This is a genomic window from Paraliobacillus sediminis (assembly GCF_003426055.1).
Genome location: NZ_QJSI01000003.1, coordinates 809,964 through 834,162 on the forward strand (window position 1 = coordinate 809,964; position 24,199 = coordinate 834,162).

A 24,199-nucleotide genomic window follows, 5' to 3' on the forward strand; every position below is an offset into this window, starting at 1 on the left:
AAAAAAGTATTAGTTAGCTTTCTCAAAAGCTTCTTGTAGTTGATAAACAACTTGTTCAGGGGTATAACCTTCAATATTATTACGTTCTACCATTGTTACAATTTGTCCGTCCTTTAATAGCGCAAATGAGGGCGATGAAGGTTGGTAACCTTTAAAATATGCACGTGCCTTTTCAGTTGCCTCTTTATCTTGACCAGCAAATACTGTTACTAGATTATCTGGACGATGATTAGATTCTACAATATGAGCTGCAGCTGGACGAGCAACTCCACCAGCACAACCACATGTTGAATTAATCATTACAAGTGTTGTCCCTTTAGCTGTTAATGCTTGATCCACTTCCTCAGGAGTTTTCAATTCCTGATAACCAGCATTATTCATTTCCTCACGAGCTGTCTGAACAATGTCTCCCATAAATAAATTAAAATCCACTCTATTTCAACTCCTCTGTTTATCTGTACACTTTTACTGTCTACATTATTTTAACAACTTTCAAAAGAACTAGCAATTAATTGTATTTCCCGGGTAACCGCAAAAAACACGTTTTTTAATAATATTTTTGTAGAATTAAGTAGTTATAAGACGAACTAGTGCATAATTGGTCATAAAATAGTATAATACATTGACATAAATCAAAGGAGGTAATTAGCTATCAAAGATCATAAATTTAGTAGCTTTATTACTCGCTTATTTTCAAATGAATCAACAATTGAACTTTCAAATGATGAGGCTAGCGTGACTAATCAAAACCAAACAGACTTAATGAAACAACTTGAATCGAATCAGAAGCATTTAATACATGCTCAAGAAATTGCCAAGATTGCAAGTTGGGAATATTTAATAGATGAAGATAAATTATATTGTTCTGATTACTTTTATGATATTTTTGGACTGGATCATTCTATACATATACCGATGACTAAACCTTTTCAATTGGTTCATCCAGATGATTTTGACGAAGCTTCGGAAAAAGTTCAACAAGCTCTAAAAGGGGAAAATTATTCTTCTGAGTATCGAATTTATCATGGTAAAACCAATGAAATTCGTTACTTAAAAACAAAAGCTGAAGTAATTTATATCGATAAAAAGCCGTATAAATTACTTGGTATGATTCAAGATAATACTGTTGAAAAAAAATTAGAAAAAGAACTCATTACGATCAACAACCGGTTCAAACAAATTTACGATCATTTAAGCTCGGGGATTTGGATGAAAGATTACCCTTCCAATAAACTTAATTTCATTTCAAAAGGTGCTGAGAAAATTTTTAATTTGTCACTAGACGAATTATATGCTGACGAAACTATTTGGCAAACAGCTATTCATCCTGATGACCAAGAAGTCGTTTTTAATAGACAAAAAGATCTATTAACTGGAAAGTCAATTAAACATCGTTATCGAATCATTACATATGATGGTGAAACAAAATGGGTTTTTGACCAAACAATTCCGTGGTTTAATAGTGACAATAAATTAATACGTTTATTTGGAGTTATAGTTGACATAACTTCTGAAATGGTGATGCATGAAGAATTAGTTTATTATGCATCACATGACATTCTAACTAACCTACCAAATCAACGTAGCTTATCCGAAAAAATTGCTGAGCTAATTGATAAAAAAAGTCCGTTTGCCTTATTTTATCTGGACTTAGATCGTCTCGCTCATATCAATGACTCCTTAGGCTATCAAATTGGAAATGAGGTTTTAAAAAACGTTGCGAAAAAGCTAACAGCGTCCTTACCTTCTACTAGTTATGTTGCTAGATTAGTCAGTAACGATTTTATTATTATTGATACAGAGGCATTACATATAGATTCAGCAAGTAATTTAGCTGATACACTATTACAAACAATTAAAAAGGAAATCAACATATTTGATTATCAATTACATTTAACAACAAGTTTAGGTATTAGTTTTTATCCTGAAAACGGCGATACAGAATTGAAACTTTTAGAAAGTTCTCATACTGCATTAAAACAAGCAAAAAACAATGGGAAAAATACCTATCAATTTTATTCATCTTCAAATAATATATCAGCATATAAAAAATATATGCTTTCACAAGATTTAAGAAAAGCGATTATTAATGAAGATTTCGAGGTCTATTATCAACCTCAAGTGAATGCGTTTACTGGATTAATTGAATCCGCTGAAGCTTTATTACGATGGAATCATAAAGAATGGGGTTTAGTATCTCCATCTGAATTTATTCCATTAGCTGAAGAAAACTATCTCATGAATGATATAGGAGATTGGGTGATTGCTAAAGTGATCGAACAATTAAAAATATGGAAAGATCAAGATTATATATTACGCCCTATTTCAATTAATATATCTCCTAATCGATTTTTAAAACCAGGATTGATTTCATTTGTAAAGAGCCAATTAGAGAAACATGACATTTCTGCACACTTTATAACATTTGAAATTACTGAAAGTGCGTTATTAAAAAATGAAAGTAACGTACAGCATACACTTTCACAACTACGTGCAATAGGTATTTCAATTGCAATTGACGACTTTGGCACTGGCTATGCATCTTTACAATATTTACGCGAATTTCATGCTGATGAATTAAAGATTGATCGCATTTTCATCTTAAATATACTCGATGAAAATAAAAAGGATGCCGCAATAGTTAGTAGTATATTATATCTCGCAAAATCACTAGATATGAAAGTCATAGTTGAGGGTGTAGAGAATTTTGAACAACTTCAACTTCTGAAACAAAAAGAATGCCACCTTATACAAGGGTATCTTTTTTCAGAACCTGTACCAATAAGCGGATTCGAAAAAATGATAAAGAAAGGTTTTCTGCCAATTCCAAAATCAACTAAAGTGTCTAAACCTAAAATAGATAGAAGAAAATATTATCGATTATCCTTTCCTGGATATCTACAAGGTGGACTATCTATTATTGAAATTAACAATCGTAAAATAAATGTAGGGATGGCAAAGATATTAATTGAAAATATTAGTTTGGGCGGCTTAAAAATAATGTCTGCCTTAAAATTACCAGTTCAATCAAATATGAAGATTATATACACATTTTCCCTAAATGGATTCGAATTTGAAATCATCGGATCTTTCGTTTGGAAAAGCGAAATAGGACAAGATATTTTTTACTACGGTGTTGCTTTTGATGACGTTTCTGAAGCAACTAAGGATCATCTAGCGAAAGTAATTAATCAATTGACTATTTTCTCAAAAAATAACCAGCCGATTCCAGATACAAAATTCTATATAGATAATCCAATTTCCTACTTTCTTGAAGATATTGACTAAGTTATGTTTAAACTTTAACAAAAAACGCCATCCTAGTAATAAAATTATTCGGAGGCGTTCTTAATGAAAATATGTATGCGTAATCAATTAATTGAAAATCTTAAGAGTACAATACCACGTTTATCTAATAAATATCATTTTGACAGTATGACAACTTATCTAACCAAAGGTCAAGCAGATTCATTATATATTGGTTATCAAATTAATCTAAATACCAAAGACTATTACGTATATTTACCTTATATGCGCTATTCTGAAGAAGCTTTAATTCCACTTACACCAATTTGGACCTTAGAGTCTAAAAGTAATAACACGTCTTCATTCAGAGGTTATGATCATCTAGATAATTGCTTAAATGCACTTGATAAATCGAGCAGTCAACGTATCAACAGAGCTATTTAATAAAAACACCTTCATTTATGACCACTTTAAAGTGTCCTAAACGAAGGTGTTTTTATGTGTTATTTTATAATTTATATCTATTGACTTCGACTGTTAAGTCTTTTGCCACATTTATTAAGTCTTCTGTATGACTAGACATCTCTTCCATTGCGCTGCCTATTTCTTTAATTAAAGCTGTTATGATACGTCGTTTTTCCAAAACATAACTATTAATTTATTTCGCTACATGCATAATTACATCGTAGATTTTACAAACTAATCAAAAAAGGAGTAGCTATATATATATGGAAAAGCATACCGATCTATCAGCACATATAGAGGCAAATATGGAACATGCTATTGCAGAAGAAATTACTGATGATATTGCACTTTATCGTACATTAGTATCAAATGTTTATATGCTTGGTAAACCATCTGAACAGAATTGGATCCTGATTGATACCGGTATTGCTCATTATCATGAGCGAATTATTGCTGCAGCAGAAAAACGTTTTAACACTATTCCACCAAAAGCTATTATACTGACACATGCTCATTTTGATCATGTCGGATCCGCAAAAAAATTAGCTAAGCATTGGGATATATCTGTTTATGTACATCCTAAGGAATTGCCCTTTGTTGATGGAACAAGTGAGTATCCACCAGCTGATCCAACTGTTGGCGGTGGCTTACTGTCTTTATTATCGCCAGTCTTTCCTACTGATGCAGTGAATTTAAAACATTTAGCTAAGACATTATCTGAGGATGGAACACTTCCATTCCTTGATGGTTGGAAATATTTCCATACACCTGGACACACACCTGGACATATTTCGCTATTTCGAGAAACTGATAAGATTTTAATTGCAGGCGACGCTGTTACAACAGAAAACCCTGAATCAAGTTTGGCCATATTTTTACCACTTATTAAACTATATGGACCTCCTGCTTATTTCACACATGACTGGGAAGATGCAGAAAAGTCAGTTCAAACCCTTGCGAAATTAAAGCCAAAATTACTCTTAACTGGACATGGATTACCGATGAAAGGTGAAGAATTAAGCGAAGGCTTCAAAAAATTAACAACTGAATTTTATGACATTGCAATACCAAAACACAAAAGAAACTAGAAATGACCATTTAGCCATATAACCACCTTTCAAAAAGTTCTTGCAACTCCTTATGTATTAGTGTACTATTCAAATAGTACACTAACACACAAGGAGTTGTTTTATTATATGCACCCATTTTTAGGGTTATTAAAAAAGGATTATCGATTATCTAGATCCAATCTACTAACATTTTCTGTATTATTAGTCTTACTATTAATAGTTGGAGTCATCGTCTCATCTTACACCAAACAACCAGCAGGGACTTTAGCTATACTTCTATTAGCTGGCTTTTCAATGATTGGATTCATACCTGGCATGATGCTTTCTTTTTTAACGAAAGAAGGTAAAAATCAAATGTGGTTATATAGCCCACGTTCAAGTTACACCTTATTGTTCTCCAAATTATTATTGTTAATAATCTATCAAGCATTACTTCAATTTATATTAATTGGATATCTGGCATTTAGCATGTATTTTTTTGGAGTTGACGTCTATCAACAATTAGATATTTCCGCTTTTATTCAGTTAGGTAGCTTTCTATATTTTTTTGCTATCGGAATAGGTCTTTATTTAACCGGCTGGGTCACCCTTTATTGGATGATATACCACAGTTTAAGTAACTATCCAAAAGTGCGCTATTTTAGATGGTTACTTATTATCTTGATTTTCTTTTCTTATAACATCTTAGAAACCTTGCTGCTAAAAATAGCCTGGATAAGTGATTTAATAACGCGTTATCACTTCTCTATCACTTCTAATCCATTTCTGGACTATGATGGTGCACTTTGGAATATCGTATTTGAGAATATACAGGTTCCCCTTATTCCTGTTATTTATTACCTCTTACTGACAGGGTTGCTCTATTATCTGTCAGCACGATTGTTATCTAAGAAGGTAGAGGTGTAAAGCATGTCAAAGGAATTTCAGTCATCAAAGCCAATTTACATGCAAATTGTTGATCAAGTTGTTATAGATATTTTACAAGGAAAACAAAAATCCCCTGAAAAATTACCATCGGTTCGTGATATGGCAGTCAAAATGGGAGTTAATCCAAACACTATCCAACGTGCATACGGGGAATTAGAAAGGATGAATGTTGTGGAAACAAGGAGAGGTCAAGGAACATTTGTAATTGAAAACAATGCATTACTAGAAGATATAAAATTAAGCCTGCAAGAAGAGATCATCGAAGATTTTATTAATAAAATGAATAAAATTGGGGTCAAACAAACAGAAATAATAACCCAAGTACACCATTTTTTAAATAGGGGGATTTAATGTGACTTTACAATTGAACAACGTCACGAAACATTATGGAAAGGAATTCGCATTGAAAGATGTAAGTCTTTCGCTAGAAAAGGGTAAAATTTATGGCCTCGTAGGTCCGAATGGTAGCGGGAAATCAACCACATTAAAAATGATGACAGGACTCTCCTTTCCAAATAAAGGTACTATAACATTAAATGGAGCGCCTATCACCCGCAAAACAGCAGCAGATGTTGCTTATTTGACAGAGTTAGATATGTTCTATGAGACATTTACTGTTCAAGAAACTGTAGATTACGTTGCTAGTCAATTCAGTAATTTTAATTTGGAAAAGGCCCGGGCATTATTGATTGATTTAAAGCTCGATGCAACGAAAAAGGTAAAAACGTTATCCAAAGGGAACCGTGGTCGATTAAAACTTGTAACGGCTTTAGCACGAGAAACAGGAGCAATTTTATTAGATGAACCATTTTCTGGATTAGATCCAATGGTTCGCGAAGCTACTGTTAAAAGTCTATTGCAATACGTAGACCTAGACCAACAAGTACTCATTATTGCGACGCATGAAATAATCGAAATCGAGCCTTTATTAGATGAAGTTATTGCACTACATTATGGTGATATAATCGGACAGGAAAATGTCGAAGTTTTGCGTGAGGAACAAGGTCTATCCGTACTAAATTGGTTTAAAGAAATCGTAAGACGTGTAGAGGTGGAGAAATAATGGGAGTAGTACTTTCTTTAGAGAATGTAACCAAGATAATAAATCGCAAGACAATCATTGACGACATTAGCCTTACAGTTGAAGAAGGTGAAGTCTTCGGTTTTTTGGGACCAAATGGTGCTGGCAAAACAACAACGATTCGTATGATCGTAGGTTTAATGAAAATCACCAGTGGGGATATTGCAATTTGTGGAAACAGTGTGAAGACCAATTTTGAAGATGCCGCAAAGCAAATCGGCGCCATTGTAGAAAACCCTGAAATGTACAAACATCTATCCGGCTATCAAAATTTATTGCAGTATGCCCGGATGCATAAACAAGTTACGAAAGAAAAGATAAAAGAAGTAATTGATTTGGTTGGATTATCAACGCGAATTAATGACAAGGTCAAAACCTACTCTTTAGGAATGAGACAACGGCTTGGAATGGCTCAATGTCTCTTGCATGATCCGAAACTATTGATATTAGATGAGCCGACAAACGGATTAGATCCTGCTGGCATTAGAGAGATTAGAGAGCACTTAAGCTATTTGACCAAAGAAAGGAACATGAGTGTCATTGTTTCTAGCCACTTATTAGCTGAAATGGAAATGATGTGTGATCGTATAGCAATTATACAGCAAGGAAAAATAATAGATGTTCACAATATGAACGCATCTACTACTGATGAAAAGACAACACATTTTATTGAAACAAGCGAGCTAGATACTGCTTCTAATTGGTTAAATGAAAATTGGCAAGTAAGCTATCAAACAGGCGGATTTACCGTTCAAGCAACAAAAGTAGAGATTGCAGTCATACTAAAAAAACTGATTGATTCTGAAATTAGTGTTTACGGTACAAAGCAATTAACAAAGACTTTAGAAGACCGTTTTTTAGAGGTTACTTCTACTTCTGAAAGGAGCCAATATTAATGGTAAATCTCGTCGTAAATGAGTGGGTAAAAATTATCCGTAAAAAGAGCACCCTAATTATGATAGGATGTATGATTCTATTTGTAATTGGATTTGCCGGAATATTAAAATATACTGAAACAGCAAATGAACAAGCACACGACACGAATTGGAAACAAGCAGTTGAAACACAAATTAGTTCTGATCAAGCGGCATTAGGTGCGAATGCTAATGCACGTATGGATATGTTTTACGAACGAAATATTGCGATTAATGAATACCGAATTGAAAATAACATTCCACCAAATCAAGAAACTCATCTATGGACATTTGTTGATGAAGCCAAGACGATTATCAGTTTTGCAGGCTTATTCACCATTATTATTGCAGCAGGTATGGTCGCTAATGAATTTTCTAGTGGAACAATAAAACTATTACTAATTCGACCAATAAGTCGCATGAAAATTTTACTATCGAAATATATAACTGTTATTCTCTTCGGACTAATGATGATTGGTATTATCTACCTTACATCCAGCCTTGTGGGTATGCTATTTTTCGGCTTTCCTATGACAGATATTGCACACTTAGCCTATCAAAATGGTGAAGTAATCGAGAAAAATATCGCACTACACCTTATTAGCCAATACCTATTATATTCGATTGATTTATTAATGATCACAACGATGGCCTTTATGATCTCAGCTGTATTTCGAAGTAATTCATTTGCAATTGGCATTTCGCTATTCTTATTTTTTATTGGTGGAAATGCAACCATGCTATTGGCAACGAAATTTGAATGGGCGAAATACATCTTATTTGCTAATACAAATCTAAGCATTTATTTTGATGGTACACCACCAATTGAGTCAATGACATTACCTTTTTCCATTATCATGTTACTAATTTATTTTGTTATTTTTCAAATATTAGCGTTTACTATTTTTCAAAAACGTGATGTTACTGCTTAATCTAAAAATAATGCTACGCTTTTTGAAGAGCGTAGCATTATTTTTTAGTTAATCAATTTGAAATTTATCGATCATCTGATTTAACTCATTTGATAATTTTTGTAATATATCGGCTTGTTCTGATAGATTATCGACAGCGGCTTGTTGTTGTGCAATAGAACCTGATGTTTCTTCTAAATTAGCTGCATTCTCTTCTGATACAGATGCAATTTGGGTTATACCTTCATTTATCTCATTGCTGTTTTCTTCAATTCCTTTAAGGTTGTTTCCAACTGACTCAATTCGTTTATTCATTTGGATGATTTCCTCTTTAATTGTTAAAAAGTACGTAGCTGATTCTTTTATTTGTGTGACACCTTTATCAGCTTGTTGATACGCACCATCCAAAGAGACAGCTAAAGATTTGGATTCTTTCTGCATTTGATTAATTACTTCAGCAATGTCTACTGCCGATAGACTAACTTGTTCAGCTAACTTCCTAATTTCATCCGCCACGACGGAAAAACCTTTCCCTGCTTCACCTGCTCTTGCAGCTTCAATCGCTGCATTCAGCGCTAACAGATTCGTCTGTTCCGTTATGTTATTAATTACTACTGTTAAATCAGATACCGCTTGTGATTGTTTTTCTAAACCTTTAACCTTGTCAACAGCATTTTTCACTTCATGATTAATCACTTCAATTTGATTAATTGATTCTTTCATTTGCTTTGTACCTTCATTAGAAATATTCCACACACTTTCTGAAGACTTCTCTAATAATTCGGACTCTTGCTTTACATTGCTAATTTGCTGATCTAAATGTTGTTCTGCAGATGCAATATCTGTTGATGAATTTGCTTGTTCTTCCGATCCACTAGCTAATTCCTGCATAGTAGATGTCAATTGCTGACTACCCGTTTGAATAGCATTACTTATCTTTTGTAATGTATTACTTTGTGAACCAATTCGATTAGATGCATCACCTGTGTGCTTAATCGTATCTCGCAAGTTATCAATCATTTGATTCATTGCTTCAGTAAGTTCTCGAACCTCACCACGTCCTTTGACCTCTATTTTCTTATTCAACTCACCGTCAGCAACCTTTAACGATCGATTACGTAATGTTATTAATGGATTTGCAATACTTCTAGCAATAAAGAAAGATAATAAAATTACTATAATAAGTGTTATAGCACCGATAATTAAAATGATTTCCCCGACTTTTTCAATAGAATCTAAGGCTATTGCAGTAGGCTCACTTACAATTAGTGACCAATTAAACCCTGTAAAATCTTGATAACCTGCACTTTTTGCATATCCTATAATTGCGTCATTGTTTATACTATCTTTTGCTTTAATAAACCCTGCATCACCAGGAGTAGCTACATTTAATTCAGTGAAAATTTGAGATGATTGATCAACTTCTTCAGCCCCTGTTTCCACATCCGTACTTGCACTAGAAACAGTATCAGCAACTTTTTCACCATCTTGATTTACTAATTCAACCATGACATTTTCACTTGAAATAGTATTAACATCATTCCAAATATGTTCAACATTAAACTTTGCTTGCATCATTCCGACGCGTTCACCCTTATCAATTCGAACATTAATTTCGATTACATAGCTATCCAGATCAGCATCATAGACAACTTCGGAAAAGGATAAACCATTTTCAATTGCTTCCTTCCATTCCGCTGTGTCCCTTTCTATTGTTAACTCCTCGCTTCTACCATTTCGGCTAATCACATTACCGTCACTATCCGAAACAGACAAAGAAGAGAAATAACTTAATGTTTCTAATTGTTGATCTAGATAATTTTCAATTTGATCATTACTATCTACAGCACCTAATACTGAAGGCGCAGTTGCCATTATTTGAACATCTCTTACTCTTTCATACATTGTTCGATCTAATTTCTCCATATTAACTCGTGCATAATCTTTTACTTTATTACCAACTTCATTTTCTAGCGATGTTGCTGCTTGATTATAAGAAAATAAACCAACAACAATTATTGGAACTAAAGCAATCATACTAAAATAAATAATTAATGTACTCCTTATACCTCTATTTAAGAATTTTTCTTTCCATTTCCTAATCATGCATCCCAGTCCTTTTATCTCTATGTATTTGTCTATTAACAAAAAATAGAAGCAAATCCTCAATTTTCTGTTAGAAAACTATTCGAATTATACTATAGAATAGATCTTCCTTAGGTGACGTTTCTGTGAAATATCGTTTATTAGACTAAAAAGTTTTATTTTACATATATTTGGACATTATTTTGACACGAATAAAAATAGATTTAGCCATGGTTTCTAAAAGATTGACGATTATTACGAAAGAAGTACGATGTCTCTTCAATTTAGGATTAGCTCCCAAAGTTGCATAACAAAAAGAACCTACTCCCAAAATGTAGATGGTAGTAGGCTCTATTAGTATTTAAGGTAACACATTTCCTGCTGAACGATATATCTCATACCATTCTTCTCTTGTTAAAGTAATGTGTGAAGCTTTTTCAATATCAGCTAGTCGCTGTGGATTCATTGTACCAACAACTGGTTGAATTTTAGCTGGGTGACGTAAAATCCAAGCAATCGCTATCGCTGAATCAGTTACCCCTTTTTTCTCTGCTATTTCTTGTATCTTTTCATTCACTTCTGGAAAGTCTTTATTACCAACAAACACACCTTTAATCATGCCATATTGGAATGGTGACCAAGCCTGTACAGTTATATCGTGTAAACGACAATACTCTAAAACACTGTTCTCCCGATCAGTTGCTTTATCATGTTGCATATTAACATTTAAACCAGCATCTATCATTGGTGTGTGCATAATACTTAGTTGAAGCTGATTAATGATTAAATCATCTTTTAAATACTTCTTTAGTAATTCTATCTGCATCGGATTTTGGTTACTAACACCAAAATAGTTTACTTTACCACTATTTTTCAACCTCGTGAAAGTCTCTGCTACTTCTTCCGGCTCCATTAAAGCGTCTGGACGATGTAATAGTAGAATATCAAGATAATCTGTGTTTAAGCGTTTTAAACTTCCTTCAACTGAAGATGTAATATGTTCCTTAGAGAAATCAAAAAAACCATTTCGAATACCGCATTTTGATTGTATGATCATCTTTTCTCTTATTAACGGGTTCATTTCAATTGCATCAGAAAAAACCTCTTCTGACTTTCCACCACCATAGATATCAGCATGATCAAATAAATTCACGCCTAGATCCATTGCGTTTTCGATAACTAGTCTCGCATCCTTTTTAGAAAGCGCATCCATACGCATACAACCTAAAGATATTTCTCCAACTTCTAAATCACTTGTACCTAATTTTATTCTGTTCATCAAAACACCTCTTTTACTATAGTATCTCTATTCTATCATGTTCTGTTAAAAAGAGTACACAATTAGTATAATACTCATTCACGCAAAAAAATCATCCAGAAATATGGATGATTTTTCACTAATATATTGGCGTTGTATCAACTGATATGTTTTCTAAAATCTCTTTAACATGTGACATGAATTTGCCGGAAATGACGCCATCTAATATACGATGATCTAACGAAAGACAAAGGTTGACCATATCACGTGCCGCAAACATATCATCAATAATGATAGGCCTTTTTACAATTGATTCCACTTGTAATATTGCTGCTTGTGGGTAGTTTATCACTCCCATAGATTGAACTGAACCAAATGAACCCGTATTATTAACAGTAAAGGTACCACCTTCCATGTCTCGTTGTGTTAAATTACCATTACGTGCTTTCATTGCTAAGGCGTGAATTTCTTTTGCTATTCCTTTAATGCTTTTCTCGTCAACATTTTTAATCACTGGTACAAATAGTTCTTTTTCATGTGCAACTGCAATTGATAAATTAATTGCTTTATGTTGAATAATTTTATTTCCGGCCCATGAACTATTCAATTCTGGGTATTTTTTTAATGCCTTTGCTACAGCATTTAGGAAAAAAGCAAAGTAGGATAAGTTGTATCCTTCATTCTCTTTAAATTTTGTTTTTTCTGCATCACGATATTTAACAAGGTTGGTAACATCAACTTCTATCATCATCCAAGCATGCGGTATTTCTGTTGTAGAACGAACCATATTATTCGCTATTGCTTTTCTGATACCAGTTACCGGAATTTCTTTGTCACCAATTGCTGTTTCTACCGCAAGTTTCTCATCATTTTTCACAGAACTGACTTCCTCAACTTCTTTTTCAACGGTTGATTCATCTGTAGGAGATGGATTTGCAATCGTTCTTTCCAAATCTTTACGTGTTATTCTGCCCCCACGTCCGCTTCCTTTTACTGTGTTTAAATCAATATTATTTTCTTGCGCTAAACGCATAACAGCAGGAGAATAACGTGTTTTCATTGATGTATCAGTTTGTGTTGCTCTTATTTGATCTTCCTCTTTATCTTGTTGTACCCGCTCATCTTTAACTTCCGATCCACTATCTTCTACTTCGATATAACACATTAATTCACCAATAGCTAATACTTGTTCTTCATCTGCAACTAATTCTTTAATCGTTCCAGTAAAAGAAGACGGTACTTCTGCATTCACTTTATCTGTCATTACTTCTGCAATCGGGTCATACTTTTCCACATGGTCTCCAACTTGCACAAGCCAATTACTTACCGTTCCTTCTGTCACACTTTCACCAAGTTGAGGCATTGTAATTTTTTCGAGAATCAAAACGCATCCCCTCCTTTTTTATTCATTTCTTAAAATAATGCAAGTTCTCTCATCGCCACTTCCACTTTCTCAGAATTAATCATAAACTCTTTCTCCAATGGAGGGGCATATGGCATAGCTGGAACATCTGGACCCGCTAACCGCTTGATTGGTGCATCTAAATCAAACAAGCAATGTTCACTAATAATTGCAGCTACTTCACCTATAATGCTTCCCTCTTTGTTATCTTCCGTAACCAACAATACTTTTCCAGTTTTTGAAGCTGCTTCTTTTATCGCTTCCTGATCTAATGGATATACAGTACGCAAGTCTAATATGTGTGCTTCAATACCTTCTTCAGCTAATTTTGCAGCAGCTTCTAATGCAAAATGAATACATAAGCCATACGTAATAACTGTAATATCTGATCCTTCTCTTTTTACATCAGCTTTTCCAATTGGAACAGTATAATCTGTTTCTGGTACTTCCCCTTTAATTAACCGGTAAGCGCGTTTATGTTCTAAAAAAAGTACAGGATCGTTATCACGAATTGCAGCTTTCAATAATCCTTTTACATCATATGGAGTAGATGGCATAACAATTTTTAAACCTGGCTGATTGGCAAAAATAGCTTCAATAGATTGTGAATGATATAATGCGCCATGCACACCTCCACCATAAGGAGCACGAATTGTAATTGGACAACTCCAATCATTATTCGACCGATAACGAATCTTAGCCGCTTCAGAAATTATTTGGTTAACTGCCGGAAGAATAAAGTCAGCAAATTGCATTTCAGCAACAGGACGCATCCCATACATAGCTGCACCAATTCCAACACCAGCAATTGCTGATTCAGCTAGAGGTGTATCAATAACTCTCTCTTCTCCAAATTCATCATATAAACCTGCTGTAGCACGAAAAACACCACCATTTATACCAATGTCTTCCCCTAAAACAAATACTTTACTATCTCGTTTCATTTCTTCCTGTAATGCCTGTGTAATTGCTTGGATATAAGATATTACTGCCATTATAATCCTCCTCCCTTACTTCTTTTCATAAACATAATCATAAATTGATGATGGATCTGCATAAGCAGCAGCTTCTGCGTAATCTGTAGCGTCATTTATAATTTGTTTTAATTCTTCTTCAAGCTCTTTTTCTTTTGATTCTGTTAAAATGCCTTGTTCACGTAGATAGACCGCAAAAGTTAGCACACCATCTTTACTCTTTGCCTCTTTTACTTCTTCTTTCGTACGGTAAATACTATCGTCGTCATCACTTGAATGTGGTGTTAATCGATAAGATAACGTTTCAATTAAACTAGGTCCCATACCATTTCTAGCACGATCAGCAGCCTCTTTAACAGCCTGATATACTGCCAATGGATCATTACCATCTACTGTTACACCTGGCATGCCATATCCAATTGCCCGATCTGATATTTTCTCACAGGCTACTTGTTTACTTAATGGTACTGAAATAGCATACTGATTATTTTCCACCATTAAAATGACAGGCAACTTTTGTACACTAGCAAAATTCGCACCTTCATGAAAGTCTCCCTGATTTGAAGAACCCTCTCCTAACGTAACAAAACTAACAATACCTTTTTTCTCTATTTTAGCTGCTAATGCAATACCAACAGCATGTGGAACTTGTGTCGTTACAGGCGATGAACTAGTTAACATGCGATTTTTCTTTTGACCAAAATGACCTGGCATCTGGCGTCCACCTGAATTAGGGTCTTCCGCTTTTGCAAAGGCTTGTAACATCAAGTCACGAGCCGTCATGCCAAGCGCTAGGACTACACCAACATCCCGATAATACGGAGCTGAATAATCCTTCGTACGATCTAAAGCAAACGCAGCACCTACTTGTTGCGCTTCTTGACCTTGACATGAGACCACAAATGGAATTTTCCCTGCACGATTTAATAACCACATACGTTCATCGATTCTTCTTGCTAACAAAATAGTTCGATACATCTCAAATACTTCATCGTCTGTTAAACCTAAAGAAATATGACGGTTTTCTCTCATGATAACTCCTCCTTCTTGCTTATCCATGAATTTTCACTCCATCTACATCTAATGCAGCTTCAGCTATGGCTTCAGCTAAAGACGGATGTGGGTGAATAGTTTCCCCAATTTCCCATGGGGTGGCATCTAAAACTTTGGCTAATCCCGCCTCCGATATTAACTCTGTTACATGCGGTCCTATCATATGAACACCTAATAAGTCGTTTGTTTTCTTATCTGCTATTATCTTTACAAATCCATCTGACTCACCGTAAACAAGCGCTTTACCAATTGCTTTAAAACTAACCTTACCAGACTTCACTTGAAAACCCTCGTCTTTCGCCTGTTTTTCAGTTAAACCAACGCTTGCCACTTCTGGATTTGAATAGATGCATGTAGGAATATTCCGATAATCAAGTTGAATTGGCTTATTACCTACAATGTGTTCTACTGCGTGTTTACCTTCATGTGACGCAACATGGGCAAGCTGCATTCCACCGATACAATCCCCAATTGCGTATATATGTGATTCCTTTGTTTGAAAATCTTTATTTATTTTAATTGAGCTAGACGCATCTAACTGAATATCCGTATTTTCTATTCCTATTTGAGTTGTATTTGGTTCTCTTCCAATTGCAACTAGCATTTGAACAGCGGTTAATACAATCTGCTCATTTTTGTAATTAACTTGAATTGTTACATTATCAGCTTTTTCTACTGTTTTACTTAGCACTTTTGCATTTGTCATAATCTTAATACCTTTTTTCTTTAATAAACGCTGCATTTCTTTTGCAATTTCGTTATCCTCTGTCGGTAAAATTTGTTCGGCATACTCTACTAACGTGACATTCACATCAAAATCTGCCAGCATGGATGCCCATTCTACACCGATAACCCCTGCACCAACTATAATAATTGATTTTGGTAATGCCTTCATGTTCAACGCCTCATCTGAAGTTAGGATATGTGTTCCATCTGGTTCCAATCCCTTGATAATCTTTGGTTTTGAACCTGTTGCAATAATTAAATTCTTACTGATCAACATTTCATTATCAGAACCATCTTTCATCTCTACAGAAACAGTACCTGCTGTTGGCGAGAAGATAGAAGGACCAAGAACTCTACCTATTCCATCATATATGTCGATTGCACCCTTTTTCATCAGTCCGATTACACCTTGATGCAATTGATTAACAATTTGCTGCTTACGGTCTTGCACTTTCAAAAAGTCCAGATTAATATCAGAAGTATTAATGCCAAATTGTTCTGCATCTTTGGTCTGTTTATACACTTCTGCACTTCTTAATAATGCTTTTGAAGGGATGCACCCTTTGTGTAAACATGTACCACCAAGCTTATCCTTTTCGACAATGGCAGTCTTTAATCCTAGTTGAGAAGCACGGATGGCGGCTACATATCCACCTGTACCACCTCCTAGTATGACTAGGTCATAATTTTTGGCCATAAAAAAACCTCCCTAATGTAACTTTTTTAATAAAACACTCTATGTAAGCAGGTAATAGAAGACCATTACCAATTAGTTATCAGAATCCTTCTTCTCTATAATATTCTTCTAGGTAGAAAAGGTCAACTAGATGTTTTCTTATTAAAAAGTGTTTTTCTCAGAAATCACTTTAGATAAGCAATCTGAGAAAAACATTTTCTAATTATTTTTTCATGTTAACGTCTACTAATAACATGATGTTCATTTTGTAAGAATGTACTTCGAGAATTACGTAAACTCGCTATTCTTTCCTCTGCCATTCTTTCGGCTGCAATGTAAGTAGGAATATTGTCGCGTTTTGAAATAGCAAAAACCGTTTCTAGATTATCATATATCTTATCAACATGTTTCATTGCTCTTTCGCGATTATAACCGTTAAGTTCGTCGGCTATATTAATTACACCTCCAGCATTAATAACAAAATCAGGTGCATATAAAATACCTTTTTGATGTAATAAATCACCATGCTTGTCTAGTTCTAGTTGATTATTTGCCGCCCCTGCAACAATTTTTGCATTTAATTTAGGTATTGTTTGATCATTTAATGTTGCTCCTAGCGCACATGGAGCGTAGATATCACAATCAACGGAATAAATTTCATCTAGTCCAACAGCTCTAGCACCAAATGCATCTACTGCTCTTTGAACAGCTTCTTCATTTATATCTGTAACAATTAATTGTGCTCCCTCATCATGTAAATATTCACAAAGTGTGTAGGCAACACTCCCTACCCCTTGAATGGCAACTTTTTTTCCTGCTAATATATCTGTTCCAAACACTTCTTTTGCGCTTGCCTTTATTCCTTTATAAACGCCATATGCTGTTACTGGCGAAGGATTACCCGATGAACCAAAAGCAGGTGATATGCCAGCCACATAATTTGTTTCTTCATGAATAATATCCATGTCTTCTACCGTTGTACCAACATCTTCGGCTGTAATATATCTACCATTTAAACCCTGAATATAACGCCCGAATGCACGAAACATTGCTTCATTTTTATCTTTTTTCGGATCACCTATTATGACTGTTTTACCTCCGCCTAGATTTAAACCTGCCGCAGCGTTTTTATAGGTCATTCCTTTTGCTAATCGAAGAGCATCTTCAATTGCTGCTCCTTCAGATGCGTAAGTCCACATCCTTGTCCCACCCAAAGCAGGTCCAAGTGTTGTATCGTGAATAGCGATGATCGCTTTCAAACCAGATTCTTTATCTTGACAAATAACAAGTTGTTCATAGTCGTACTTTTCCATATAAGAAAAAATTTCCAAAGTTGATCCTCCTTAAGTAATGAGTAAACTCATTGCTCTCCTTACTCTCCTTACTAACATCATGCAATTTTCGTGCAAGTTATGTATGGGATAGTATTAGAAAAAATATGCACCCAACGCAATTTATTCTTTGTTCTTATTTGTAATCATAGCTTTTACACCATGAATTTGCAAAAGAAACCTCTTCTACTGGCTTAAAACAAAAATGACACATTACATATTACTGTAATGTGTCATTTTTGTTAGCTTAATTTTCTTCTACGAAAAATATTTCATATAATGATTGCACTGCTCTCTTAACGCCTTCTTCTTTCACACCAAACATCATTGACGTTTCAGAAGATCCTTGGTTAATCATCTCTAAATTAACATTTGCACGTAAAAATGCTTCTGTTGCTTTAGCCGCTATACCAACTGAGCTATTCATTGATTCTCCAACAATCATAATTAATGCAAGATCTCTTTCTATATAGACTTGATCAGGATCTAATTCATCTTTTATACGTTTAATAATCTTTTCTTCTTTAGCTTCTGATAACTCACTCTCACGAATAATGACTGACAAATCATCAATACCAGATGGTGTATGCTCAAAAGATATACCTTCGTCTTCTAATATATGCAGTAAACGACGACCAAAACCTAACTCTCTATTCATCAAATACTTACTAACATATAAACTTAGGAAACCAATATCACTAGCAATCCCTACAACCGGATTACCATTTGGCTCTTTTTGTGAAACAATAATGGTCCCAAGTCCGTCTGGATTATTGGTATTTTTAATACAAACAGGAATACTTGCTTTAAAGGCTGGTATAAGTGCTTCATCATGAAAAACGGAAAACCCCGCATAGGATAATTCTCGCATTTCTTTATACGTTAATGACGTAATCTCCTTAGGATTATCAACAATGGTTGGGTTAACGCAATAAACCGAGTCAACATCGGTAAAGTTTTCATACAAATCTGCTTTCACTCCAGCTGCAACGATTGACCCAGTAATATCTGAACCACCTCGAGAGAAAGTAACTAATTTACCCTCTTTTGTATAGCCAAAAAAGCCAGGAATTACTACTATTTCTTTTCGATCACGTAATTTATATAATAGCTCAAAACTTTCATCTAAAATTTGAGCACTACCCGGTTCATCACTTAAGATAATGCCAGCTTCTTTTGGATTTAAATAGCTTGCTTCTACTCCAAGTGATTGTAAATAGGCACTAAGTATTTTAGCTAGCGAATCTTCACCAATTGATTTAATCGCTTCTAATTTAAGTTCTTTTTGATAATCACTAGCAAAAACGGATGCAATATCATCTTTTATCTCTCCTAGAATACGATCCGATAAATTTAATTCTGTTGTAATCGAGCTAAATCGCAATAAAACTTCATCTAATTGCTTTTGATGCGGCTCATTTGCTAGATAAGCTTCCCCTAGTTTAATGAGAAGATCGGTTACTTTATTATCTTCAGAAAACCTCTTTCCTGGTGCTGATACTACAATTGCTTTTCTATCTGCATCTGCTTGAATAATTTGTGCAACTTTTTTTAATTGCGAAGCACTAGCAACTGAACTTCCTCCAAATTTCGATACTTTCATATTTAAAACCTCTCCATTTATATTTTTCTATGTCATTAAAAATATTATCATACTTTCAATTAAATTGTTATAATAAAATTCTGATTATTCAAGACCATGTACGAGAATTACTGAGTTGAGCTGTTTAGAACACTACAAACAAGATATTTTCTTCATTAATCTTGTTATATTACGTTTAACAGCAAAATATATTAAAAAAAGACCTTGAATGATGTACAAGGTCTTACTGCATGTTATTTGGTTATAAACATTTGAGTCCAATATTTTCCGTCTTCAACATAACCGACACCTATATGAGTGAAATCACCTAATATATTTTTGCGATGTCCTGGACTATTCATCCAAGCTGTTACGACTTCTTGTGGCGTGCGCTGACCTCTCGCAATATTTTCTGCTGCTCTTTGGTATGATATTCCGAAATTCTCCATCATCGCAAACGGAGATCCATATGTGGGACTTGTATGAGAAAAGTAATTCTTATCAAGCATGTCCACAGACTTATATCTTGCAACACGTGACAACTCCCAGTTAGGTCGTAAAGCAGATAGTCCATTTTTTGCTCGTTCTTGATTGGTTAATTGAATAACCAAGTGTTCTGTATGTTTTATTGCGTCAATTATTGGTATGGCTATTTTTTGGTTCGGGTAAATAAGATCTGGATTATCAATAGATGGATTGGCCTCAATAATTTCAGTAACACCTATCTTATATTTCATCGCAATTCTCCACATCGAATCTCCAGGTTGAACTGTATACGTATCTTCCGCCAATACAGAAGCAGGTAATAAAAAGCTTAAAACGACTAAAAAGAATAGTACTTTTTTCATAAAAATCCTCCTTTTTTGGTTAAGTTACCGCAAAATGAAGAATTTATACATTCATTCAAAATTATTATGACGTAAGGGCGATTATACACCATCGTTCCAATAAACCCCCAAAAGCATAAGTTCATTTAAATAAATTCTATTTCTTTTAAAAATCCTTCTGTTTTTTGAATGGTATCTTGATAAAATTCATTATTATTTCTTCCAAAATGGAAAAAACCATGTTCCATCTTGTCATATTCTATAAAAGTTATCTCGTTTCCTTTTTCAACCATACGTTGAATAAATTCTTTGTTTTGTTCATAATCTATATCCACAGTTCCACAAAACCAAATAGTTTTTGGTAAGCACTTCTTTATGTGGTGTATGGGAGATAATTCTATCGATTCATCAAGCAATTCAGGGTAACGTCTTTTCATTATATCAACACCATCCATGCCACCTGCAAAAACAACTAGAGCATTTGGAACATTGTCTGTGCTAAGATTATCAGTTTCATTATTCAATTCTTTGAACATAATAGAGGATACAGATATATATGCACCTGCAGATGAGCCGCATACAACAATTTTATTTGGGTCTACTCCTAAATAAGCATAATTTTCTCTAACCGAACGAACAGCCGATTTAACATCTTGAATTGCTTGAATTGGAGTAAATCCTTCGTCAGCGCCATTTCTATAATCAACGCATGCTGTTATCATGCCTTTGGAAGCGAAATATTTAGCTTGCTCCTGAAACCTAGCTGGACTGTTTGGGTCTTTACTAAAACTACCTCCGATAAAAAATAAAATAATCGATCCATTTTTTTGAGAACTTTCTGATTCAAATATATAAAATTTCAACTTTCTTTCACCTATAACTTTATATGTAAATTCTTTCACTGGATAATCGAATATAATCTCCCGCATGATCAATACCCCTTTCTATCCTACAATAAAATCTGAATTATCGTTTCAACATATGCTTGATAATAATTTTTTACTCTTTCAATAAGCTTATGCTGTTAGAAAATCCTTTAATGCAAAAACGCCCTCCTTTATGGGAATTTAGTAATTCCGACAAAGAAGGACGCTTGTGAGTATCCGTACATAGTTTATAGCCCTGTTTATGCGTAACTATACGTCAAAAAACTGTCATACAACCGCTTAAGATGCACGGTGTTCGATACGTAGACGATCAGCTACCATTGCAATAAATTCTGAATTAGTTGGTTTTGCTTTAGAGACATTTACGGTATAACCAAATAATGATGATATAGAATCGATATTGCCACGACTCCATGCTACTTCGATTGCATGTCGTATTGCTCTTTCAACACGAGAGGCTGTAGTATTAAATTTCTTAGCAATGTCGGGATATAAAACTTTCGTAATAGAACCCAATAATTCAATGTCATTATAGACCATTGTGATTGCTTCTCGTAAGTACATATACCCTTTAATATGAGCTGGAACACCAATTTCATGTATAATATGTGTAATATTTGCTTCTAAATCTCTTTTGTGGTTCTCTTTATTGGATTTTTGTTTTACTGCTTTATTATCTGATGTCGGTGCACCATGAACTTGTCTGATTTGGCTAGCTAAACTATCTAAATCAAAGGGTTTTAAAATAAAATAAGATGCCCCTAAATCTACTGCTTTCGTTGTTACTTCTTCCTGTCCAAATGCCGTGAGCATAATCACTCTAGGATGTTTAGGTATATCCATCTCTTTTAATTTCGCTAAAACAGCTAATCCATCCATATGAGGCATTATAATATCAAGAACCACAATATCTGGTTCGATCTCATCAAATAAACTAATACATTCCTTTCCGTTAAAAGCAGTACCAATCACTTCAATATCTGATTGACTTTCAAAATATTCCTCCATTAATTCAATTAGCTCTCTGTTATCATCTACTAAACAAACCTTAATCTTTTGCACTATATTTGCTCCTCCTTCGACTAATCCTATCTTGTTTCACATCTACAATTTCGACACAAGTTCGAAAATTCCTTCTTTTAGATAAAAATATTTGTGTTTTTTTCTATTTACTTCAAAATACTCTTGTTTTCTTATGAAATCGATATTTTTCGTCATTTAAATAGTATTATTCTGCGTTTTGTCGAATATTCTTTAACCAGAGTATAGCATATATCTGCTTCTTTTTAACAATTTTGAACCTGAAATTCAAAAAAAACTCTTATCGCTTTATCACGAATAAGAGCTTAATCTTTAACTAGCTTCTTGTTGCTTATTGTAAATATCTATTCCAGCTTCTTCTAACATCCATTCGATATGAATTCCGTAACCTGATGTGGGATCATTTACAAAAACATGTGTTACGGCACCAATTAATTTGCCATCCTGCATTATTGGACTTCCACTCATACCTTGTACAATACCACCAGTTTTCTCTAAAAGTTTTTCATCAGTGATCTTTATTATCATTCCTTTGGTAGCTGCATTTGGCTGATCGACACTGTTTACAATTTCCACATCAAATGATTCGACCAAATCATTTTCTACAACTGTTAAAATTTTAGCCGGACCTTCTTTCACTTGATTTGGCAATGTGATTGGCATTGGTTCATTCCACTTGCTTTTTTGCAATTTACTATCTAATTTACCGAATACACCAAATGATGTGTTTTTTGTTATGGTACCCAAAGGTGTATCATCACTATTAAAAGTTGCTTGCTTCTCTCCTGGCACGCCATTATCACCTTTTTTTATCGACGTAATATTAGATTTTACAATTGTACCATCGTGAATTTGTATCGGTTTTTTGGTGTCCATATCAGAAATAACATGACCTAGAGCGCCATATCTTTTCGATTCTGGATGATAAAACGTCATTGTTCCAATACCTGCTGCCGAATCCCTTATATATAATCCGATTCGATACTGGTTTTCTTTTTTATCAAGCGCTGGTGCTAATTTTTTTTCTAGCGTTTCACCACCACGTTTTATTTTTACATTTAGTTTCTTATTATTTTTTCCCGCTTCATCAACAAGTGGAGTCATCTGTTCCATTTTTTCTATTTCATTTCCATTCACTTGCAAAATTATATCGCCAACTTGAATATCAGCATCTTCACCCGGCGACTTTTCGCCACTATCTGTATTGATTAAATGGTGTCCTACTACGAGTACGCCCAAAGTTTGTAAATTAACACCTACTGATTGTCCACCAGGTATTACTTTAAAATCATCTAAAACGGCTACATTGACCTTTTTAAGTGGCATACCTGCAACTTCATATACAATTGAGCTTTCTCCATTATTGACTGCTTTAAACTGAGATGTGTCCATTGCTTCTAAAACTTCATCTTGCTGAGACAAAACAGTTGTTGTTTCATTCCCTAACTTTGGAATAGTTAAATTTTCTCCTGTTTCATCAAACACTGTTACATGATTCGGTATAGCAACATATTGTTGTATAAAATGGTTAAATGGCATGCTTAGGAAAGTAACAAGGAGTAATAATCCTATTGCAGCCCGAATTTTATTCATGTTCATTATCCACTCTCCTCGTTCCCAACCCAAATTATTTTTTTCTGTATTTATAATGTGACCTTAGCAAGCCTTTTTTAAACCCAGTAAAGATCTCATATAGGGGAGATGTTTTCCTATTTTAGATAGTATTAAGCATTATTTTTGTGT

At 34.2% G+C, this 24,199-nt stretch carries 22 protein-coding genes; 8 read left to right on the forward strand and 14 right to left on the reverse strand.

Annotated elements, in window-relative coordinates; translation table 11 throughout:
• Window positions 1–9: 9 nt before the first annotated feature.
• A complete protein-coding gene (locus D2K60_RS16840) occupies window positions 10–414 on the reverse strand; it encodes a BrxA/BrxB family bacilliredoxin (protein ID WP_117170348.1) in 405 nt (134 codons plus the stop codon).
• A gap of 321 nt (window positions 415–735) precedes the next feature.
• Between D2K60_RS16840 and D2K60_RS16845 the strand changes: the two genes are divergently transcribed.
• Complete coding sequence (locus D2K60_RS16845; RefSeq protein WP_117169288.1) at window positions 736–3,288, forward strand: EAL domain-containing protein; 2,553 nt, start codon at window positions 736–738, stop codon at window positions 3,286–3,288.
• Window positions 3,289–3,351: 63 nt separating this feature from the next.
• The gene (locus D2K60_RS16850) at window positions 3,352–3,690 is read left to right on the forward strand and encodes a DUF5634 family protein (protein WP_117169287.1); all 339 of its coding nucleotides are present in this window, start codon (window positions 3,352–3,354) and stop codon (window positions 3,688–3,690) included.
• 64 nt (window positions 3,691–3,754) lie between these two features.
• Here D2K60_RS16850 and D2K60_RS21185 read toward each other — a convergent pair whose 3' ends face one another.
• Complete coding sequence (locus D2K60_RS21185; protein WP_275896243.1) at window positions 3,755–3,889, reverse strand: hypothetical protein; 135 nt, start codon at window positions 3,887–3,889, stop codon at window positions 3,755–3,757.
• A gap of 85 nt (window positions 3,890–3,974) precedes the next feature.
• Here D2K60_RS21185 and D2K60_RS16855 point away from each other — a divergent pair, with 85 nt between their 5' ends.
• From D2K60_RS16855 to D2K60_RS16880, 6 genes are all read left to right on the forward strand, one after another.
• Complete coding sequence (locus D2K60_RS16855) at window positions 3,975–4,799, forward strand: MBL fold metallo-hydrolase (protein WP_117169286.1); 825 nt, start codon at window positions 3,975–3,977, stop codon at window positions 4,797–4,799.
• A gap of 108 nt (window positions 4,800–4,907) precedes the next feature.
• Window positions 4,908–5,687, forward strand: coding sequence for a hypothetical protein (locus D2K60_RS16860; protein WP_117169285.1), 780 nt, complete (start codon window positions 4,908–4,910; stop codon window positions 5,685–5,687).
• A 3-nt stretch (window positions 5,688–5,690) separates the two neighbouring features.
• On the forward strand, window positions 5,691–6,059 hold the full coding sequence (locus D2K60_RS21190) for a GntR family transcriptional regulator (protein WP_117169284.1): 369 nt from the start codon (window positions 5,691–5,693) through the stop codon (window positions 6,057–6,059).
• 1 nt (window position 6,060) lies between these two features.
• Window positions 6,061–6,771 (forward strand): ABC transporter ATP-binding protein, encoded by a 711-nt coding sequence (locus D2K60_RS16870; protein WP_117169283.1) that lies wholly within the window; start codon window positions 6,061–6,063, stop codon window positions 6,769–6,771.
• Window positions 6,771–7,685, forward strand: a complete 915-nt coding sequence (locus D2K60_RS16875) for an ABC transporter ATP-binding protein (RefSeq protein ID WP_117169282.1) — start codon at window positions 6,771–6,773, stop codon at window positions 7,683–7,685. Before D2K60_RS16870 ends, D2K60_RS16875 begins: the two co-directional genes overlap by 1 nt.
• Window positions 7,685–8,635, forward strand: coding sequence for an ABC transporter permease (locus tag D2K60_RS16880; protein ID WP_117169281.1), 951 nt, complete (start codon window positions 7,685–7,687; stop codon window positions 8,633–8,635). Before D2K60_RS16875 ends, D2K60_RS16880 begins: the two co-directional genes overlap by 1 nt.
• A gap of 48 nt (window positions 8,636–8,683) precedes the next feature.
• Here the strand turns inward: D2K60_RS16880 and D2K60_RS16885 are convergent, their stop codons facing one another.
• The 12 genes from D2K60_RS16885 to spoIVB all read right to left on the reverse strand — a co-directional run bounded on the left by D2K60_RS16885 (window position 8,684) and on the right by spoIVB (window position 24,055).
• Window positions 8,684–10,720, reverse strand: a complete 2,037-nt coding sequence (locus D2K60_RS16885; protein WP_117169280.1) for a methyl-accepting chemotaxis protein — start codon at window positions 10,718–10,720, stop codon at window positions 8,684–8,686.
• Between the two features lie 340 nt (window positions 10,721–11,060).
• Window positions 11,061–11,978 (reverse strand): aldo/keto reductase, encoded by a 918-nt coding sequence (locus D2K60_RS16890; protein ID WP_117169279.1) that lies wholly within the window; start codon window positions 11,976–11,978, stop codon window positions 11,061–11,063.
• Between the two features lie 118 nt (window positions 11,979–12,096).
• Window positions 12,097–13,341 carry a dihydrolipoamide acetyltransferase family protein gene (locus D2K60_RS16895; RefSeq protein ID WP_117169278.1) on the reverse strand — a complete coding sequence of 415 codons (1,245 nt, stop codon included), beginning with the start codon at window positions 13,339–13,341 and terminating at the stop codon, window positions 12,097–12,099.
• A 29-nt stretch (window positions 13,342–13,370) separates the two neighbouring features.
• A complete protein-coding gene (locus tag D2K60_RS16900) occupies window positions 13,371–14,354 on the reverse strand; it encodes an alpha-ketoacid dehydrogenase subunit beta (RefSeq protein WP_117169277.1) in 984 nt (327 codons plus the stop codon).
• Window positions 14,355–14,369: 15 nt separating this feature from the next.
• Window positions 14,370–15,365 carry a thiamine pyrophosphate-dependent dehydrogenase E1 component subunit alpha gene (locus D2K60_RS16905; protein ID WP_117170347.1) on the reverse strand — a complete coding sequence of 332 codons (996 nt, stop codon included), beginning with the start codon at window positions 15,363–15,365 and terminating at the stop codon, window positions 14,370–14,372.
• Window positions 15,366–15,384: 19 nt separating this feature from the next.
• Entirely contained in the window at window positions 15,385–16,809 is a 1,425-nt protein-coding gene (gene lpdA / locus D2K60_RS16910) for a dihydrolipoyl dehydrogenase (protein ID WP_117169276.1), read from the reverse strand.
• 215 nt (window positions 16,810–17,024) lie between these two features.
• Entirely contained in the window at window positions 17,025–18,101 is a 1,077-nt protein-coding gene (locus D2K60_RS16915; protein WP_162880781.1) for a Leu/Phe/Val dehydrogenase, read from the reverse strand.
• 265 nt (window positions 18,102–18,366) lie between these two features.
• Window positions 18,367–19,722 carry an aspartate kinase gene (locus D2K60_RS16920; protein ID WP_117169274.1) on the reverse strand — a complete coding sequence of 452 codons (1,356 nt, stop codon included), beginning with the start codon at window positions 19,720–19,722 and terminating at the stop codon, window positions 18,367–18,369.
• A gap of 233 nt (window positions 19,723–19,955) precedes the next feature.
• Complete coding sequence (gene safA, locus D2K60_RS16925; protein ID WP_117169273.1) at window positions 19,956–20,549, reverse strand: SafA/ExsA family spore coat assembly protein; 594 nt, start codon at window positions 20,547–20,549, stop codon at window positions 19,956–19,958.
• Between the two features lie 125 nt (window positions 20,550–20,674).
• Entirely contained in the window at window positions 20,675–21,457 is a 783-nt protein-coding gene (locus tag D2K60_RS16930; RefSeq protein WP_117169272.1) for an alpha/beta hydrolase, read from the reverse strand.
• A 237-nt stretch (window positions 21,458–21,694) separates the two neighbouring features.
• Window positions 21,695–22,477: a sporulation transcription factor Spo0A gene (spo0A, locus tag D2K60_RS16935; protein WP_117169271.1), complete on the reverse strand. Its 783-nt coding sequence runs from the start codon at window positions 22,475–22,477 to the stop codon at window positions 21,695–21,697.
• A gap of 291 nt (window positions 22,478–22,768) precedes the next feature.
• A complete protein-coding gene (gene spoIVB / locus D2K60_RS16940; protein WP_117169270.1) occupies window positions 22,769–24,055 on the reverse strand; it encodes a SpoIVB peptidase in 1,287 nt (428 codons plus the stop codon).
• Between the last annotated feature and the right edge of the window lie 144 nt (window positions 24,056–24,199).

Bases quoted from the DNA above. Each gene is read 5' to 3' on its own strand.
- D2K60_RS16860 (WP_117169285.1), top strand. From the start codon at position 4,908: ATGCACCCATTTTTAGGGTTATTAAAAAAGGATTATCGATTATCTAGA.
- D2K60_RS21190 (WP_117169284.1), top strand. From the start codon at position 5,691: ATGTCAAAGGAATTTCAGTCATCAAAGCCAATTTACATGCAAATTGTT.
- spoIVB (WP_117169270.1), bottom strand. From the start codon at position 24,055: ATGAACATGAATAAAATTCGGGCTGCAATAGGATTATTACTCCTTGTT.
- D2K60_RS16875 (WP_117169282.1), top strand. From the start codon at position 6,771: ATGGGAGTAGTACTTTCTTTAGAGAATGTAACCAAGATAATAAATCGC.
- D2K60_RS16880 (WP_117169281.1), top strand. From the start codon at position 7,685: ATGGTAAATCTCGTCGTAAATGAGTGGGTAAAAATTATCCGTAAAAAG.
- D2K60_RS16915 (WP_162880781.1), bottom strand. From the start codon at position 18,101: ATGGAAAAGTACGACTATGAACAACTTGTTATTTGTCAAGATAAAGAA.
- D2K60_RS16905 (WP_117170347.1), bottom strand. From the start codon at position 15,365: ATGAGAGAAAACCGTCATATTTCTTTAGGTTTAACAGACGATGAAGTA.
- D2K60_RS16855 (WP_117169286.1), top strand. From the start codon at position 3,975: ATGGAAAAGCATACCGATCTATCAGCACATATAGAGGCAAATATGGAA.
- D2K60_RS16890 (WP_117169279.1), bottom strand. From the start codon at position 11,978: ATGAACAGAATAAAATTAGGTACAAGTGATTTAGAAGTTGGAGAAATA.
- D2K60_RS16900 (WP_117169277.1), bottom strand. From the start codon at position 14,354: ATGGCAGTAATATCTTATATCCAAGCAATTACACAGGCATTACAGGAA.
- D2K60_RS16930 (WP_117169272.1), bottom strand. From the start codon at position 21,457: ATGCGGGAGATTATATTCGATTATCCAGTGAAAGAATTTACATATAAA.
- D2K60_RS16850 (WP_117169287.1), top strand. From the start codon at position 3,352: ATGAAAATATGTATGCGTAATCAATTAATTGAAAATCTTAAGAGTACA.
- lpdA (WP_117169276.1), bottom strand. From the start codon at position 16,809: ATGGCCAAAAATTATGACCTAGTCATACTAGGAGGTGGTACAGGTGGA.
- D2K60_RS16840 (WP_117170348.1), bottom strand. From the start codon at position 414: ATGGGAGACATTGTTCAGACAGCTCGTGAGGAAATGAATAATGCTGGT.
- D2K60_RS16885 (WP_117169280.1), bottom strand. From the start codon at position 10,720: ATGATTAGGAAATGGAAAGAAAAATTCTTAAATAGAGGTATAAGGAGT.
- D2K60_RS16920 (WP_117169274.1), bottom strand. From the start codon at position 19,722: ATGAAAGTATCGAAATTTGGAGGAAGTTCAGTTGCTAGTGCTTCGCAA.
- safA (WP_117169273.1), bottom strand. From the start codon at position 20,549: ATGAAAAAAGTACTATTCTTTTTAGTCGTTTTAAGCTTTTTATTACCT.